This window comes from Streptomyces sp. NPDC043854, from assembly GCF_056436005.1.
On the sequence record NZ_JBWKDK010000001.1, the window covers coordinates 244,322 to 260,320 of the forward strand.

Here is a 15,999-nt window from a genome sequence, read left to right on the forward strand (position 1 = left end):
CGGGCGCGGGCTGGTCCTCGTACGTCTGTGCGCGGACAGGACGGCTCATACTGCCTCGACGGGGGATACGCGGGCAAGCGGCTCTGGGTGGAGTGCGCAGCCGCGCCCTGACACTGGAGGCAGACGGCTACGCGTACTCGGGCCGGAAGTGGCTCAGTTCGACGGCGACGGTGCTGAGCCAGCTGCCTGTCGAGTGGTCCCCGGGCGGTTCGAGCTCCATCCCCAGTTCCGCCACGGCAAGGGCGTGGTCGGCCTCGTCCAGGCCGAGTGCGAGCAGCTCGCGGATCTCGCCGACGACGCGGGCCACGAGGGTGCGGTCTGTCGAGTCGGCGTAGTCGCGGACGGCCGCCTCGTGGTCGGTGAACTCGTCCGGCATGTCCTGGGAGAACCAGCCGCCGAGGAACTGGCCGAGTTCGGGGAAGCGTGCGTGCCATTCCCAGTGGGTCTCGGGCAGCGGTGACGGGCGTGGCACCTCGCCGTTCTTGATGCTCTGCTTGATGTGATCGGCGAGCAGCAGGAGCCACCCCTGGATTTCTGACTCCGGCAGCCCGACGTCTGGAACCGGGTAGAACTCGCCGAGCCGCTGCCGCAGTCGGCCGGGCGGATTGTGCGCATAGGCGCGCAGCTGCTGCTCCGCGACCGACAGGGCCCATGGGCGGGTGTGCCAGGTGTGCCGCAGGTAGGCCCGGAGAGCGCGGCTCGGCCGGTCTTGCTCGTCGTCGGCGGGCTGACCGAGGTACGCGCTGACCACCTGGCCCAGCTCGCCGTAGCGGCGGTCGAAGTCGATGGGCTTCATGGACATCGGGGACGGCCTCTACAGGTAGATCGGGACGGTGGTGTGAACGACGAAACCGTGGGGCGCTCCGGGCTCGCGCCGGAGCACGACCCGTGCCGCCCGTACGTCCAGCGGCCCGCGCCCGGCGAAGGCCATGGCCTGGAGCAGGACGCGGCCGACCGGATCGGGACGGGAGGGCCAGGCCGCTTCGAGGGTGATCCGGAGGCGGGTGCCCTGGGTGAGCCAGCGGTGGATGGCCTGCTCGTTACGGGTGATGACCTCCTGGGTGGCCCATTGGGCGGTTTCCCGGTCGGGGTAGGTGGCGGTTCGCGTCAGCATGGATTCCCAGTTCGGTGGTTCTGATCAGGTGGGGTCGAAGTACCAGATCATCGCGACTTCGGCGTCGTTCACGGCAATCAGACCGGCATCCCAGCCGTAGCGGCTGAACGGATCCGTCAGGCGGACGGGCTGCTCGTAGAAGTCCGGGTTCTCGGCCTTCCACCCCACATTGGAGTAGAAGCGCGTGCAGTGGGGGAAACGCGAGAGGATCAGACGCGCTCGGCGTTCCATTTCGGGCCGATCACGGTCGAAATCCACCGCCTTGGCCACTTCCAGGCCGGGAATACCGAGCAGGACGACCAGCGACTGGACCGAGCTCCGGGGAAGCTCGGTCACTCGCTGCCGGAAGCGGACCACGTCTTCGGGTGTGGCCGGGGCCTCGGCGAAGGGGAACAGCGGATCGTCCCGTCGTTCGTCCTCGTCTTCGTCCGGATCGAGCGATCGCCACCCCCGTGGGTCGGAGGTCTGGCCGCGCATGATCGAGGCGGCGTCGAGCCACCACTCCTCGTGTTCCCGGCGGACAACGGATACGGAGGTATAGCTGTATTGGTAGAGCTCGAGCGCGTCCGCCCACGCCTCCGCGGTGAGTTCAGTCATCATTCACTCCACTACTCAGGTGACGATGTGTGGACGACGAAAGGCGGATTCAGGTTCGGGTCGTACTGAAGGCGTGTTCTCACACCTTTGGCATCCTCAACGGGCATCGGCACGTTGTTCACACCCCGCGAGGTCCGTCCGGTCACTGCGTCTCCGGTGAGCGGGCCTTCCAACGGTATCGATGGCACGACGATGGACAGTGCACGCTTGGCCGGGGGAGGATTCTTCAGCCACTCCTGGATTTCCGCGGTGTTGTGGCGGATGTTGTACTGAGTGTACTTCTGCGCGGACTCGAAGTCGGTGAAGCTCGACGCCGACATGAGCTCGAGCTTCCCGGACGGCTTGGTCTGGTCCCGGTGCCTCTGCAGCAGCTGCTCATCGGTCTTGCCGACGTGCTTCTCCAGGGTGTGCCCGCCCCCGAGGTCCTCGTTCGTCGCCAGGTCGAACGAGTACATGAACGGGGTGGGACTCTCGCCGCCGCGCTGCCAGCTGTGTTCCTGCTTGAACTCGTTGAGCGACCGCGCACCGAACCCCTGGGCGCGCGCGATCTCGGACTGGTACGTCGGGGCGCTGAGAATCGCCTCTTCCAATTCCGGTACGAGCTTGATCAGCTTGTCGGCCGCTGCGTCGAACTCGCTGTGGTAATGCTCGACGGCTGCGTCCACGGTCGCCTGGTCCATATGGGACCGGAACGACAGCATGACTTCGCCGACGACGGCGCCGACCGCGAGCTTGGTGAAGTCCTTCAGGTCCAGGCCGGTCGTGAAGTCCTTGGCCGTGGCCCTAGCGGCCTCTCTGCCGCAGCGCTCGGTCGTCGCCCTGGTGGTGTCCATGACCTGGGCCAGGTGGTCGAGGGTCTCCTGTAGCGTGTCCGCCGTCTTCTTCAGCACGTCGACGATGGGACGCCGGCCCGCGGGCGGCAGATCCCGATTGGTCCGCCAACTACGACCGGTCTCCGCCCTGTTGCGGTTTTCGTCGAGGGCCCTGCCCCACTCGGTCGAGCCCCAGATGCTCTGTCCGAACGCGCGCATCGCGCGCTGCCATTCACTATTGCCGCGCGTGTCGGTGATGGTGGAGATGGCATCGGTGAACTCGTCCGAAGCCTTGGTAGTTTCGCCCGCGATGAGGCGCCAGGACTTGGCCATGTCCCGGCCGTCCTCCTGCTTGAAGCCGGGAGTGATCTCGTGTGCCTTCCCGAGGCGCAGAAGATGCTGGAACGAGGGCCCGACGATGAGGGCGAGCCAGTCGGGGAACTCGCCGAGGATCCCGGAGATCCACCACGAGTCGGCGTCCTCTCCGGTGCCCGACCACTTGATGCTGTTGACGGGGCCGTACCGAGGTGGCTGGTTGATGACGACGGGCTCCGGGGCGTTCCTCGGCTGCGTACCCTTGCGACCGCTCGCCTCCCAGTCGGCCAGCACATAGTGGTTGGCGGTGATGGTCAGGCCCACGGAGGCGCCGCCGACGCTGACCACGCTCCTGCCCCAGCACTCCAAGAACTTCTCCGTCACGATCATGTAGGCAACCGCGAAGTTGTGGGCACCCCAGCCTCGGCCGGCGGACTGGCTGTGCTTGTTCAGCGCGTCGACCAGCACGAACGCCCGGTCGGCGTGGGCCGACTGCGCATCCTTCACCAGCTCCGAGGCGTGGTAGACGTGCACTGGCTGGACGTCGAAGCCGCCGTTCTGGTTCGGCGGGGGCGGTGGAGTCCCTGCCATCAGGCCGCTCCCCATCCGCGCAGCACGGCCTTGTGGGCGTTCGCGTAGCTGTGGTGCCCGTTGACGACGATGTCGTGGAGCCAGGCCTGGGTCGCGACCAGGTCCTGCGCCGACTGGTCCCATCGGTCGAGTTGGTCGATGAACGACTGCCTGGCTTCGCCGTCCCAGGTCAACACCACCTTCTCGGCCCGTTCGTAGAGTGCGTCCAGCTGCTTGTTGAGTGTCTTGAGGATGGCCTCAAGGTCGCCCGCGAGCTGCTGTTGCGTCGCGAAGTCGACTGATATCCCGTCGTCACCAGACGGCACGGTTCCCCCTCGTGTCCTTGATGGCCGGTCGAGCCGGTGTTACCTGCTCACAGGTCGGCCACGCGGCTGCGTGGCGCGGCGACTGGTGTGACGTTCGGTGTGGAGAGGACGTCCGCCTCCGCTGACGCGTCAGCCCCGGCCTGTACCCGTCTGAACTGCTGCAGGACTTCGAGTTCCTGCGCCGTGAAGCCGCCCTCGCTGAGGCGCACCGCCTCGGCGAGCAGCCTCATGGTCCCTCTGATCCTTACGGCGTCCTCCGCTGCCGCGCGATGCCGAGCGCGGTACGCCTCCGCTGCCGGCCCCCGCCAGCGCGCCTCGATGGCGTCCACGATCTTGTCCATGCGCAGCAGCTGTTTCGTCAGAACTTCCTGCATCGCGTCGAGGTCGCGCGCGAGACTCTTGAGCCGCTCGGCCTCCACCGAGAGATCTGGGTTATCCACGATGCCTCCCTGCCCTGAGCTCCGGGTCGACAGATGATCAGCATGTTTGACCCTAACAAAAGCGTTCGATCCTGCGCGGGTGTCACCCCGCAGTACACCTACGACGCTGCGGGCAACACCACCAAGCGCGCCGAGACCCCGGGCAGCGCCACCTCCCAGGACCTCGTCTGGGGCGCCGAGGGCAAGCTCGGCAACCTGACAGAGGGAGCCGCTGCCACGGACTACGTCTACGACGCGGAGGGCGAACTCCTGATCCGCCGCGACCCGGCCGGTGAGACGATCCTGTACACCGGCTCCAACGAGGTGCACCTCAAGGGCGCCAAGAAGTGGGCCACCCGCTCGTACAGCATCTCGGGCGTCAAGGTCGCGGTCCTGACCAACGAATCCGGCACCGCCAAGCTCTCCTTCGTGGCCGGCGACGCACACGGAACGTCCTCCTTCGCGGTCTCCGCGGACGACACCCAGACGGTGTCCAAGCGGTACACGACCCCCTTCGGATCCGCACGCGGACCCGCGGTGGCCAACTGGCCGGAGGACAAGCGGTTCCTCGGCAAGCCGGAGGACAAGAGCACGGGCCTGACCCACATCGGCGCGCGTGAGTACGACTCGGCCCTCGGCCAGTTCCTCAGCGTCGACCCGGTGCTGAGCCTCGACCAGCACCAGTCGCTCAACGGCTACAGCTACGCCAACAACAGTCCGGTCACCTTCAGCGACCCGACCGGTCTCGAGAGCTGCGGCAGCTACGGCTACTGCGGTGGCGGCGGCTGGACCAACGGCAAGCACATCGAGGACATGACGGAGGACAACGAGGACTACAACGACGCCGACGACTCGATGCACGGCGGCACGGAGGACGGAGACCAGACCTTCACGACGTACGTGGACCCGGGCGAAGACCGCGGCATCATCATGATCCGGTACTACATCCACACGTACGGCGCCATGTCGATGATCCCGAAGTTCCCCATGCTGCTGGGTGACAACTGCGGTCCGACCGACGACCCGAACGCCGCCTACCGGATGGTCCTCTGGTGGGACACGGCTTCCGGCGAGGTCGTCTTCAACGTGGCGCCGTCCCACACCATGCCGGGCAAGCGCACCATCTCGTCGTACGCGACCGGCGGCGCCCCTATGGAGGTGGACGTGGCCTCCCAGATGGTCCCGGCCCTCCCCATCCTGTTCGAACACAGCGCCTTCCGGACGCTCACCGGCAAGAACGTCCTCCAGGACCACGGCTCCACCTCGGAGTCCCTGAAGGTGAGCGTGCACGGCGTGCAGCCGGTCATGTGGGTCGGATTGGTCGACAACTGGCTGAACGTCAAGCCCACCAAGGATTCCGTGTCGGTGAGCCGCACGGGCAACGCGTATCCGGACATGGAGGTCGTGCAGTACCAGAAGCACCAGAAGCCGCGGTGGATCGCCCACGACAGCATGGCCCACACCAGCGGCTACGATGCCCCCGACGGTCTTGACGGCCTCTTCTACAAGGACCGTGATGACCGGACGTGGGTCAATGGCACCTGCACGAAGAGCTGCTGAGATGAGGAAGCTGCTATGAGTACAGGAAGATGGCTGTGGGTCTGCCTACAGCGCTACGTCATGACCGCCGCTCTCGGCTGGGTGGCCGCGGCCCTGGTGCTGCCCGTTCTGGGCGATGATCCCTTCTGGGCGTCGTTCGGCGCGGGGCTGGGAGTGGGGCTGATCGTGGTGCCGCTCCTGACGGTCGTGACCATGTTCGTACTCGTCCTGCTGGCCGGTCGGCGGTTCGAGCCGCCGACCGGCGGTCCCTCGCGGATCCGGGGCGGCTGGCTGATCGCGCTGCCCCTGGTCCTGCTGCTGCCCGTGGCCCTGCTCGTGCCACTGCAGTACCTGATCGTGCTCGGCGCGCAGCTCGTGTACCTGGTGTGGGTGCTGCCCTGCCAGGACGCCCGCGACACGGCGGACGTGCTGCGCTCGCTCGCCGACCCGGCCGTCCCCGCGGAGCAGCGGGCCCGGATGGCACGGGCGGTCGCGGGATTGCAGGGCAGGCCGGTTGTCGAAGCCCTGGTGCAGACCTCGGCCGACGCGGAGCCGGAGGTCGCCGAAGCGGGTCTGGAGACCCTCTGCACCATCTGGCGGCGCGACGGAGTCGTCGGCGAGGACCTGCTGCTGAAGCTCGACCCGCAGGCCCAGGACCGCGTCCGGGCCCTTATAGAGCGGGAACATCCCCGGACACGCTCCTCTGGCGGGGTCGTCGAATGGCTCACCGAGCACACCGATCTGCCCGTTTCGCTCATGATCTCCGGTCTCAACACGCAAAACAGCCAAGCCTGATTCCGCTCGTCGAGGCGATGCCGCCGATCCGCTGGCGCCTGCGGCCTCGGTGGCGCCAGCCATCCAAGCTGAACCGTGACAGAGCCTACGGCTACCGCTTCATCCGCCTCGGCGCACATGCGGGCCTCCGCTCGAGGCTGACTCCTGCTCCTGCTCGCTGCTGAAGCTCTTGTTCCTCCGGGGCCAGCCCCAGCCCTTGCGCACTCAGGAGACGCGGGACCGCGGTTGGGTGAGGGGAACCGGAGGCTGGTAGGCGCGAGGCGAGTGCTGGGGTGCGGGACGCGGCGCCGGCCTGGTGTCGGCCGCGACGGCATCTTCACGGATACCCCGCGCCCATCGTGCTGCGATCGAGGAGGCGTGGTTGTTCCGTTCGGCAGGGGCGAGACGGATCAGGGCATCCAGCCACCTCTTGCATCACCAGTCGAAGCCGGACTGGTGATCAGTCGTCGGGCAGCAACTCCGGCAGGCAAGTGTCCACCGGCCCGCCCAGTGCGAGGGCGGTCTCGCGGCTGCTGCGATCCAGTTGCAGGAGGAACAAATCCTCCTGGTTGCGCCCGTAACAGAGCGCTCTGATGCTGACTTTTGCTGACTTTGAAGGACTCGAAACGCTCTGACCTTTTGAAGCCGCGGGGCCGAGTGCGCTGACCTGCGGAGGCAGACATCGGCTCGGCTGGGTGCCGCAGTCCGGTCAGCGTCCCGAAGCGCCTGCCGGTCGCCTGCGCGCCGGCGGCGGGACGGCTTCGGTCACCACACCCGCCCGGCGGCGCCTCGGTGGGAGGCCGGGCGGCCCGTCAGCGATCCCTCGGGTTCGGTTCGCACGAGCTTGCCGGCCGCGCTCAGTATCCGGGCCGGGACGGCGGGTCGGCGCGGCGCCTGCGCGGTGAGGTGGTGGCGGAGCGCGGGCTCCGGTGCCAGCCCGTAGCGGTCGAGGTAGTAGGCGATCTGGTCGGACCAGACCCAGACGCCGTCGGTCCGGAAACCGGCGGGCACCACTGTGCCCCGGGCGGGCTCGACCCGGTCGGGCTCGGGACCCAGGGCGTGCACGGCGACCGGAGCCGCCCGCAGGGAACGGAGCAAGGCGGTCCGTTCCTCGACGGAGGTGACGCGCTCGCGGCCCGGGGCCATCGCGGGGCGGCCGTCGGGCGCGGTGAGGTCGAAGACCCGGGCCAGCCGCAGTCCGCCGGCCTGATCCGCGCCCCCTGCCACGGGGACGGTGCCGTCGGCGACGGTTGGCGTGTACGCGGCGGCGGGGGCGAGGCGGTGCAGGCGCTGCCGTACTGCCCCGACGTCCGGGAGCCGGGCCGCCGGGTCCTTGACCAGGAGATCGAGGACGAGCCGGTCGAGCTCGCCGGGCAGGTCGGGCCGCAGGGCACGCGGGGACGGCGGCGGCTCCTGGAGGTGCCGTACGAGGACGGAGTGCAGCGGCCCGGTGCCGAACGGCGGCACGCCCGTGAGTAGCTCGTAGAGCAGGCAGCCGAGTGAGTAGAGGTCGGTCCGCGGGTCGGTGCGGCCGCCCCGGATCTGCTCCGGCGCGGCGTACGGCGGGCTGCCGAGGAAGCACCCGCTCATCGTCAGGCGGGTGAAGCCCTTGGTGCCCGGTGCCGGCTCGCCGCCCTGGTGCAGCCCGGCGATGCCGAAGTCCAGCACCTTGACGGTGCCGGAGCGGGTGAGCATGAGGTTCGACGGTTTGAGGTCCCGGTGGGTGATGCCGGCGGCGTGGGCGGCGCCGAGCGCCTCGCAGGCCTGGAGGATCCAGCCGACCACCTCGGCCCAGGGCGGCCGCTCGCCGGCGCCGGCGAGGGTGTCCAGCGAGGAGCCCTCGATCACCTCCATGACCACGTACAGGGGGTCCTCGCTGAAGTCGTACACGGTGACGATGTTGGGATGGCCGGACAGGCGTGCGGTGATCTTCGCCTCGCGCCGGAACCGGGCCAGCGCCTGTCCGCTCTCCGCTCCCGAGGCGCGGATCAGCTTGATGGCGACCGGCCGGCTCAGCCGTTCGTCGTCCGCCCGCCACACCTCGCCCATGCCGCCCGCCCCGAGCGGCACCCGCAGCCGGTAGCGGTCGCCGAACAGGCGGCCGTCCCGGCCGTCCAGGGCGCCCCCCGCGGCGGCCACGCTCACCAGCCCTCTCCGCCGGCCGCGCCCGTCAGCCCGAAGCCGGCGCTCGCCAGCAGCGGAGCCAGGGAGTCGACGGTCACGGCGAACGCGGGCTGTTCCTCGCTCCGCAGCACCAGCGCGCCGATCACCTCGCCCAGCTCGTTGAGCAGGGGCCCGCCGGCGGCCTCGGGCGGCAGCCGCAGGTCGGTCTTGTACAGCTGGAGGCCGTGCTCCGGGAACGGTTCGAACTTCTCGACGATCCCGGGCAGCAGTACGTCGTCCGGGGCGGCGGCCCAGGCCAGGTCACCGATGTGGGTGAGCCGGGGGAAGCCCAGGCGCAGCGGCCGCTCCGACACCGGTTCCGCCAGCAGCAGCACGGCGGTGTCGACGGCGGCGGAGTCGGGCAGGAACACCCGCCGTACGAACCGCTCTCCGTCCGCCAGGAGTACGGTCGTCGGCGCATCTCCCTGCGCCAGCCACTTCCGGCTGGTCAGCACGTGGCGGTCGGAGATCAGGAACCCGCTCCCCGGCGTGCCGCCCCCGTGCTCCACCCGGACCAGGGCGGACGCGGCCGCCGCCACGAAACGCTCCGGGTGCTCCGGGTCCAGGACGAGCGCCGACAGCCGGGCCGCGTCGGCGAGCAGGGTCCGCCGGTAGCCGTCGACGTCGCCGTCGCCGGCCAGGCAGCGCAGCCGCCTGCGCAGGTCCTCCGGCTCGGTCAGCGGCTCGGTGAGTTCACCGAGGACGCGCAGCGCCCGGCCGTGGTCGCCGGCGTCGTGCAGGGCCCGGAAGCGCTGGAGCGGGTCGGCGTCCGCGGCGGCGAGCGCGGCCAGTACGTCGTTCCAGCCCGCCATCCGCGCCATACCCTGCCGCATCCGCCCGAGGTGTTCGCCGAGCAGCCCGGCGAGGTGACGCCCCGCGGGCATCCCGGCCGTGGAGACCGGCTGGGCGAGGTACTCCCGTACGGTGGTCAGCAGATCGCGCAACGGGGCGCGCAGGGAGAGCAGTTCGCTCTCCGTCTCGGCCGCCTCGGGACCGTACATCCCGGCGAGCGTGCGCTGGGTGGCCTCGTCGAGGGGCTGTCGGGAGGGCCGCAGGGCGCCGAGCCGTTCCCGGAACTCCCGGCACACCGGCTCGCAGTCCTCAAGGGATTCGGCCTCCTCCGCGAGCGCCCGCAGTTCGCGCAGGAGCTCCTCCAGTTCGCGCTGGCCGGTGTGCCGTTCGGCCATCGCCTTGATCTCCCGCGGCGAGAGCAGGGTGGTGTCCCTGAACTCGACGGTCTTGCTGTTGCCGGTGCCGATGTCCGTCGCGGTGACCGTCAGCAGGCAGCTCGCGTCGAAGTCGAAGGTCACCTCGATCTCGGGCTTGCCCTTGGGCAGGGGCGGGATGTCGGTCAGCGGGACGACCCCGATCTTCGACCGCGGCTCGATCTGCCCGTTGTAGACCTCGATCAGCACCTGCGCCTGGTTGTCGCGGACCGTGGTGTACATGCTCGACGTCCTGGTCGGGATGGTGGTGTTGCGCTTCAGCAGTTCGGAGAAGCCCAGTTCACCGCTCTCCTGCCGGACCGCGATGCCGAGCGGGAACGGCGTGACGTCCAGCAGCAGGGAGTCCTTGAGGTACCCGGAGAGCACTGCCCCCTGAAGCGCCGCGCCGTAGGCCACGGCGGTACGGGCATCCGCGAGCACGGTGCGCTTGACTCCGAAGACCTCCTCCACGACCCCGCTCACCAGAGGCGAGAGCATGGGGCCGCCCACGAGGACCAGATGATCGGCCGGGCCGTCCATCTCCGCCTTCATCCGCTCGCAGACCTCGCGCAGCGTGGCCAGCGAGTCGGCGAGCACCCGGGCGAGGTCCGCTCGGCTCAGCTCCAGGCGTACCTCCGGCTCGCCGAGGAAGGCGTTGAGGGTGTACTCCGCCTCGCCCTGCGAGGACAGGGCGATCTTGAGGTGTTCGGCGGCCAGTTCCAGCCGGCGCCGGGCCCGCCGGGTGGCCGGGACCTCCAGGCCGCGGCTGCGCAGCCGCTCGGTCAGCTCCCCGGTGATGACACGGTCGAAGTCGTGGCCCCCGTACTGGTTGTCGCCGACGATCTGCTGGACCGCGTAGACGTTGTCGCCGACATCGATGGCACTGATGTCGAGCGTGCCCGCTCCCAGGTCCACCACGGCGACGGCGTCCTCGAGCCGGCGCTGCGAGGCGGCGGCCATGCAGGCGGCGGTCGGTTCGTGGATCAGCCGCACGGGGGTGACCCCGGCGATCTCGCAGGCGTCGCGGGTGGCGCGCTTGGCGTTGTTGAGGAAGTACGCAGGGATGGTGAGGATCGCCCGGGGGCGCGCCACGGTGAAGTCGTAATGCTCGGCCGCCCAGGCCAGCCACTCGTCCCTGACCTGCCCGAGCTCGGCCCGGGCCAGCCCGGCGACCGTCTCGCGGACCTGCTCGGCAAGCCGCTTCTCGACCAGGGCCCTGGCATGCCGGATCAGGCGGGCGGCAACCTCCTCCGGCCGGTACGCACGGTCGCGGATACGGAAGGAGACGCCGTCACCCATGCGGCGCTTGGCCGCGCTGATGTGGCCGACCACCCAGGGGGCGAGAACCTGATCGCCGGTCAGTCCGACGATCTCCTCGCCCTGTTCCGTGAGGGTCAGCGTCGAGGCGAACTGGGTGCTGGTGCCGTCCGGGCAGATGACCGGCTGCTCGGTCTCGCTGTCGTAGAGGGCCGCGACGCAGGAGTGGGTTCCCAGGTCCAGGCCCCAGATCGCGGCGAAGCGGCGGTCCACCTCGGCCCGGGCGCTCTCCACCCACGCCTCGGCCCGCTCCTCGAACGCGCCCCGGCCGGCGGCCCCGACCGCGTCCAGCACCTCGCGGACCCGGCCGCGGAGCAGTTCGGGAACGGCGGTGTCGTCCTGCTCCACCAGCGAACGCAGCACCTCGACGGCCGCCGTGGCGCGGCCGCGCAGCTCCACGGCGTCCAGGCAGCGGCGGACGAGTTCGCCGACGTCGCCCGCCCGGCGCAGGAATCCGCTCAGCCGGGGGTCCTCGATCGCCTCCTCGCCCTTCCACCGGATCAGGCCGCGGGCGGCCGCCGCCGGGTCCCCGGCCCGGGCGTAGAGTGCCACGGCCTCCTCGTGGCGGCCGTCCTGTTCGTGGAGGCGGGCCGCGCCGAGCAGGTCGCCGCCGGCCTCGCGGGCCGCGGCGCGCGCCGCCCGCCCCTGGGCGGAGTCCTCGTCCTTGAGGACCCGGTCGGCGTCGCCGAACCGTTCGGCCGCGCGGTACAGGCGGTGCGCGCGGTAGAGGTCACCGGCGTCCTCGGCGTGCCGGGCGGCCTCCACGGGCTCTGCGGCGGCCTCCTCGAACAGGCTCCACTCCCGGTGCACGGCGGCCCGGCCGCCGGAGTCCGGCGCCACGTGCAACGCGGCGTCCAGGCGGCGCCGTTCGACGGCCACGACGGCGCCGCGCAGGCTGCGCAGCTCCTCCTCCTCACGGGCCACGGCGGCAGCCCGCACGACTCGCCGGAGGTGCCCCAGGACCACCGAGACGAGCCGTACGGCCTCGCCGCGCTCCTCCCGCTCGACCGCGGCGTCGATCCCGGGCCGGCAGGCTGCGGCCAGGGCCGCCGCCCGCTCCGGCTCGTCCTCCGGGCAGGTCTCCAACGCGGCGTAGGGATCGCCGAGTTCCTCGTGGCAGCGGCTCACCTGGTCGCGGCGCCCGGCCTGTTCGTAGTGCGGCAGCGCCTCGTCCGGCCGGCCGGCCGCGAGGAGCAGGTCTCCGGCCCGCTCCTCCAGGAGCCGTATGTGGTCGGAGACGCCCGCGCCCGGCGTACGGGCCAGCAGCAGCCCGGCCCGTACGTCGTCCAGCCGGGGCGAGGCGGCGCAGCATTCCAGCGCCTCCCGTTTGCGTACCTCGGTGTCGGCCAGCCGTACGGCGTCGGCTCCCCGACCCAGGAACAGGCGTACCGGGAACAGGTCCGGAAGCAGGGAGTCGGCGAGGTGGGCGAAGAACGCCGACCAGAGTGCGGCATCTCGTGCGAGCGTGGCGCGTGCGGTGTACGCCCGTAACGCGTCGGTCATCAGGCCGATGTCGAGCAGGTCGGCCTTCTGCCGGGCCCGCAGCAGCGAGACGAGGGCGTCGGCGTCATCGCTCTCGCCGACCAGTACGGACAGCAAGCCGTAGGCGGAGCGCTCCAGTTCACGCTCGCCCAGGCGGCCGGCCACCCCTGCGACCACGGTGAGTGCGGACCGCTCACGCCGGCCGACCGCGCCGCGCAGCACCGCCCGCTCGGCCGGGCCGAAGGCCCGCGGATACCCCTCGGCGGGCAACCGGGCGTCGTACTGCTCGAAGAGCCGCAGGGCCACCGCGGAATCGTGGCCGAGCGCTTCCGTCAGCGCTTGTCCGTACGCGACGGCGGCGCGGTCGAGATCCCTGCCGGCCGGTCCGGCCGGTCCGAAGCGCTGCTCGACCGCCTTGAGGGCCTTGCGCAGCTTCCGCGGCATGCCGTCCGATGACCTGCTCAGCAACACGTGTCCTCTTCCCCCAGCGGTCAGGAGGTCGGCCTCGGTCTCTCATGTTAGCCACGCCGTGAACACACCGGCCGAGATCCACCAACACCGTCGCGCGGGCCTTTTCCTCCCAAGACCGCACCGGAGCCGCATCCGCTGCGGCCGGACGCCGAGCTTCCCGACGTTTCGGAGTCGTCCGTGCCCGAACGGGCGCGGCTGACCTGCGTGTCGGCGCACGCCGGGGCGCGGTTATGCTTCAAGACGGCCGCGAGGCGGTGGCTCGCGCTCTGCGGCACATGCGAAATGGTCGGTCAAGGCCAGGCGATGGGGGCGGCCCGCGTCGGAGCCTCGGTCCGGACGGGGACCGCACGAACCTGATCATGGAGATCCCGGGGAATCGAGTGACCGCCGACATGCGTCTCAGTGGTGCGGGGGTGTCCGGCCCGCCCGCCCGTGAACAGAAGATCCCCAGGGAGAAGTGAGGTATGCCGGTGATCTGCGTCGGTGGAATGATCGGAATCGGCAAGACGAGCGTGGCCGAGATGCTGGCCAAGGAGCTGGGCAGCAAGGTCTTCTACGAGAGCGTGGAAGACAATCCGATCCTTCCGCTCTTCTACACGGCGAGCCCCGAGGAGATCCAGGCGAAGCGTTACCCCTTCCTGCTCCAGCTCTACTTCCTGCAGACGCGGTTCGCCTCGATCAAGGAGGCGTACAAGCAGGGCGACAACGTCCTGGACCGGTCCATCTACGAGGACTGGTACTTCGCCAAGGTCAATCACGATCTGGGCCGGATCAGCTCCCTCGAGATGCGGGTGTACGAGGGACTGCTCGACGAGATGATGCGCGAGATCGACGGTCTGCCGTACCGCAAGGCACCCGATCTCATGGTCTACCTCAAGGCGGACTTCCAGACGGTGCTGCACCGTATCGGGCTGCGGGGCCGTGATTTCGAGCAGGACGGCAGTCTCGTGGAGTACTACCGGACGCTGTGGTCCGGCTACGACGACTGGGTGCACAAGCACTACTCGGCCAGCGAAGTCCTCGTCGTCGACATGAGCCACACGGATGTGGTGAACAACCCCGAGGACGCGGCCCGCGTGGCGCGGGAGGTCAAGGACGCACTGGCAAGGGGCCGGCTCCGGGTCTGAAGCTGCTCCACGCGGGTGCCTCCCGGCGACCGACTGCGGCCTGAAGAGCCGCGGCCGGCCCACGACCGGAAACCGGGCCGTGCCGAGCCGTGCCGGGAGGTCGTAGCGCTGAAGCCGCGTGGGCGAGTGCGCTGACCTGCACGTATGTGGCGGTCATCCCCTTCGGGACGGCTCGTGCTCCGACGTCCGTCGGCGCTGGGCCGAACCGGGCTGCGTGCAGTGGGCGGCCGCGCGCCGCCGGGGCCGGACGGGCTCAGGAACCGGGTGCGCCCCAGGCCGTCGTCAGTCCCTCGAGCCATGCGGGGGGCAGTTCGGCCGCGTCCCACTCCTCCCGTAGCGCCGACGGCGCCGTGAGGAGGCGCTCCAGTACGGCGATGCTGGTGGGGGAGTGGAGCAGGGAGTAGCGGCCGTGGATCGCGATGGGGCTACCGGGCCCGTACTCCGCGTACAGCCGTTCCAGGCGTACGCGGTGGGCGGCGGCGAACCGCGTCAGCCGCCCCGCGTACCCCGTGCGCTCCCTGGTGGTCATCGTGCCGAGTACGGCGGTGAGCACCTGCTCGGAGACCTCGGGATCGAGGTCGGAGACCGCGGTGAACGAGAGGTAGAGCGGCAGCACGGCCACCTTCGCCCGCTCCAGCTCCATCCTCCCGGCGGGGGGACGGGCGTCCAGGGCGTGCCCCGACGCGTCGGCGCCGAGCGCGTCCCGCAGCGCCCGTTCCGCGATGTCGCCCAGCTCGTCGGCGACGGCGCGGGCGCCGTCGAGCCAGCCGGACGTATAGAGCTCGCCCTTCCCCGTCCGGGCGGTTCCTCCGCTCCCGCGGATCTGCGCGTGTGCGACGGCGAGTGTGCCGGCCTCGACGAGCCCGATCAGCTCCCCCGCGTCACCGGGGTGGACCCCCGCCCGGACCAGGAGCTGGACGAGGGTCGTCTTCGCGTTGAGGACGCTCACCGCGTCCAACTGCTGTAGCCCTTCCCCGGCGGGGTTCATGGGGTCCTCCTCGGTCATAGGGGCGCCGGAGCGAGCCTATGCAAAGGTCCCGTGAGTTCAGTCCTCGAACCCGGCGTCGCGCCCACGGGGGACCCGGGGAGGCCACGGCCGGCTGATCTCCCGGTAGGCGTTCAGGGGGCGACACGGCCCGACCCGGGCCCGCCGGGTCGTCAGCGGGCTGCCGCTGCCGCTGTCGCAGCCGCTGCCGTGGCCTTCGGCCGGCCGGGGCCGGGGGCTGCGCCGGCCGTGGCGATGAGCATGTCCAGCAGGGCGAGCAGGACACCCCGGACGTCGTCGCGTTCGCGGGCGTCGAGCATCAGGACGGGTGTGTCGGGGTTGCGCAGGTGGAGGGCGGCGGCGATCTCCTCGGCGGTGTAGGGCTGTTCGCCGTGGAAGCAGTTGGCGCCGACCACGAACGGCAGGCCGCGGCTCTCGAAGAAGTCGACGGCCGCGAAGCTGCGGTCCAGGCGGCGGGTGTCGACCAGGACGATCGCGCCGAGCGCCCCGCCCAGCAGGTCGTCCCACATGAACCAGAAGCGCTCCTGGCCCGGCGTGCCGAACAGGTACAGCACCACCCCGGCCTCGGTGAGGGTGATCCGGCCGAAGTCCATCGCGACGGTGGTGACCGCCTTGGACTCGATGCCGTCCAGGTCGTCGACGCCCACTCCCGCGGCCGTGAGCCGCTCCTCCGTGCGCAGCGGCTCGATCTCGGAGATCGTCTCGACGAAGGTGGTCTTGCCGACCCCGAACCCCCCGGCGACGAGGATCTTCATGGCGGCC

General features: G+C 70.4%; 13 protein-coding genes. 3 read left to right on the top strand and 10 right to left on the bottom strand.

The window, feature by feature from the left end:
* Positions 1-127: 127 nt before the first annotated feature.
* Genes AC068A_RS01095 through AC068A_RS01120 form a run of 6 tightly spaced genes read right to left on the bottom strand, consistent with a single transcriptional unit; the run spans position 128 to position 4,174 of the window.
* Positions 128-802: a contact-dependent growth inhibition system immunity protein gene (locus AC068A_RS01095; protein WP_478578914.1), complete on the bottom strand. Its 675-nt coding sequence runs from the start codon at positions 800-802 to the stop codon at positions 128-130.
* Positions 803-814: 12 nt separating this feature from the next.
* Positions 815-1,114, bottom strand: coding sequence for an RNase A-like domain-containing protein (locus AC068A_RS01100; RefSeq protein WP_478578916.1), 300 nt, complete (start codon positions 1,112-1,114; stop codon positions 815-817).
* A gap of 24 nt (positions 1,115-1,138) precedes the next feature.
* Positions 1,139-1,711, bottom strand: a complete 573-nt coding sequence (locus tag AC068A_RS01105; RefSeq protein ID WP_478578919.1) for a hypothetical protein — start codon at positions 1,709-1,711, stop codon at positions 1,139-1,141.
* Between the two features lie 11 nt (positions 1,712-1,722).
* Complete coding sequence (locus tag AC068A_RS01110) at positions 1,723-3,444, bottom strand: RNase A-like domain-containing protein (RefSeq protein WP_478578922.1); 1,722 nt, start codon at positions 3,442-3,444, stop codon at positions 1,723-1,725.
* Positions 3,429-3,734 (bottom strand): WXG100 family type VII secretion target, encoded by a 306-nt coding sequence (locus AC068A_RS01115; RefSeq protein WP_470159745.1) that lies wholly within the window; start codon positions 3,732-3,734, stop codon positions 3,429-3,431. Before AC068A_RS01115 ends, AC068A_RS01110 begins: the two co-directional genes overlap by 16 nt.
* A 47-nt stretch (positions 3,735-3,781) precedes the next feature.
* Positions 3,782-4,174 carry a WXG100 family type VII secretion target gene (locus tag AC068A_RS01120; protein WP_478578927.1) on the bottom strand — a complete coding sequence of 131 codons (393 nt, stop codon included), beginning with the start codon at positions 4,172-4,174 and terminating at the stop codon, positions 3,782-3,784.
* 42 nt (positions 4,175-4,216) lie between these two features.
* On the opposite strand from AC068A_RS01120, the gene AC068A_RS01125 reads away from it, so the two are divergent.
* Positions 4,217-5,713 carry an RHS repeat domain-containing protein gene (locus AC068A_RS01125; protein WP_478578930.1) on the top strand — a complete coding sequence of 499 codons (1,497 nt, stop codon included), beginning with the start codon at positions 4,217-4,219 and terminating at the stop codon, positions 5,711-5,713.
* Positions 5,714-5,728: 15 nt separating this feature from the next.
* Positions 5,729-6,487, top strand: a complete 759-nt coding sequence (locus AC068A_RS01130; RefSeq protein WP_478578933.1) for a hypothetical protein — start codon at positions 5,729-5,731, stop codon at positions 6,485-6,487.
* A 744-nt stretch (positions 6,488-7,231) separates the two neighbouring features.
* Here the strand turns inward: AC068A_RS01130 and AC068A_RS01135 are convergent.
* Both AC068A_RS01135 and AC068A_RS01140 read right to left on the bottom strand, forming a co-directional pair.
* On the bottom strand, positions 7,232-8,611 hold the full coding sequence (locus AC068A_RS01135) for a serine/threonine-protein kinase (protein WP_478578935.1): 1,380 nt from the start codon (positions 8,609-8,611) through the stop codon (positions 7,232-7,234).
* Positions 8,608-13,101, bottom strand: a complete 4,494-nt coding sequence (locus AC068A_RS01140) for an Hsp70 family protein (RefSeq protein WP_478578938.1) — start codon at positions 13,099-13,101, stop codon at positions 8,608-8,610. Before AC068A_RS01140 ends, AC068A_RS01135 begins: the two co-directional genes overlap by 4 nt.
* Before the next feature lie 467 nt (positions 13,102-13,568).
* On the opposite strand from AC068A_RS01140, the gene AC068A_RS01145 reads away from it, so the two are divergent.
* Positions 13,569-14,231, top strand: coding sequence for a deoxynucleoside kinase (locus AC068A_RS01145; RefSeq protein WP_478578941.1), 663 nt, complete (start codon positions 13,569-13,571; stop codon positions 14,229-14,231).
* Positions 14,232-14,484: 253 nt separating this feature from the next.
* On the opposite strand, the gene AC068A_RS01150 is transcribed toward AC068A_RS01145, so the two are convergent.
* Both AC068A_RS01150 and AC068A_RS01155 read right to left on the bottom strand, forming a co-directional pair.
* Positions 14,485-15,219: a hypothetical protein gene (locus AC068A_RS01150; protein WP_478578943.1), complete on the bottom strand. Its 735-nt coding sequence runs from the start codon at positions 15,217-15,219 to the stop codon at positions 14,485-14,487.
* Positions 15,220-15,389: 170 nt separating this feature from the next.
* Positions 15,390-15,992 (bottom strand): GTP-binding protein, encoded by a 603-nt coding sequence (locus AC068A_RS01155; protein ID WP_478578946.1) that lies wholly within the window; start codon positions 15,990-15,992, stop codon positions 15,390-15,392.
* Positions 15,993-15,999 lie beyond the last annotated feature (7 nt).

Coding starts and splice junctions, on each gene's coding strand:
- AC068A_RS01095 (WP_478578914.1), bottom strand. CDS start 802: ATGTCCATGAAGCCCATCGACTTCGACCGCCGCTACGGCGAGCTGGGC.
- AC068A_RS01105 (WP_478578919.1), bottom strand. CDS start 1,711: ATGACTGAACTCACCGCGGAGGCGTGGGCGGACGCGCTCGAGCTCTAC.
- AC068A_RS01130 (WP_478578933.1), top strand. CDS start 5,729: ATGAGTACAGGAAGATGGCTGTGGGTCTGCCTACAGCGCTACGTCATG.
- AC068A_RS01150 (WP_478578943.1), bottom strand. CDS start 15,219: ATGAACCCCGCCGGGGAAGGGCTACAGCAGTTGGACGCGGTGAGCGTC.
- AC068A_RS01110 (WP_478578922.1), bottom strand. CDS start 3,444: ATGGGGAGCGGCCTGATGGCAGGGACTCCACCGCCCCCGCCGAACCAG.
- AC068A_RS01155 (WP_478578946.1), bottom strand. CDS start 15,992: ATGAAGATCCTCGTCGCCGGGGGGTTCGGGGTCGGCAAGACCACCTTC.
- AC068A_RS01145 (WP_478578941.1), top strand. CDS start 13,569: ATGCCGGTGATCTGCGTCGGTGGAATGATCGGAATCGGCAAGACGAGC.
- AC068A_RS01125 (WP_478578930.1), top strand. CDS start 4,217: ATGTTTGACCCTAACAAAAGCGTTCGATCCTGCGCGGGTGTCACCCCG.
- AC068A_RS01100 (WP_478578916.1), bottom strand. CDS start 1,114: ATGCTGACGCGAACCGCCACCTACCCCGACCGGGAAACCGCCCAATGG.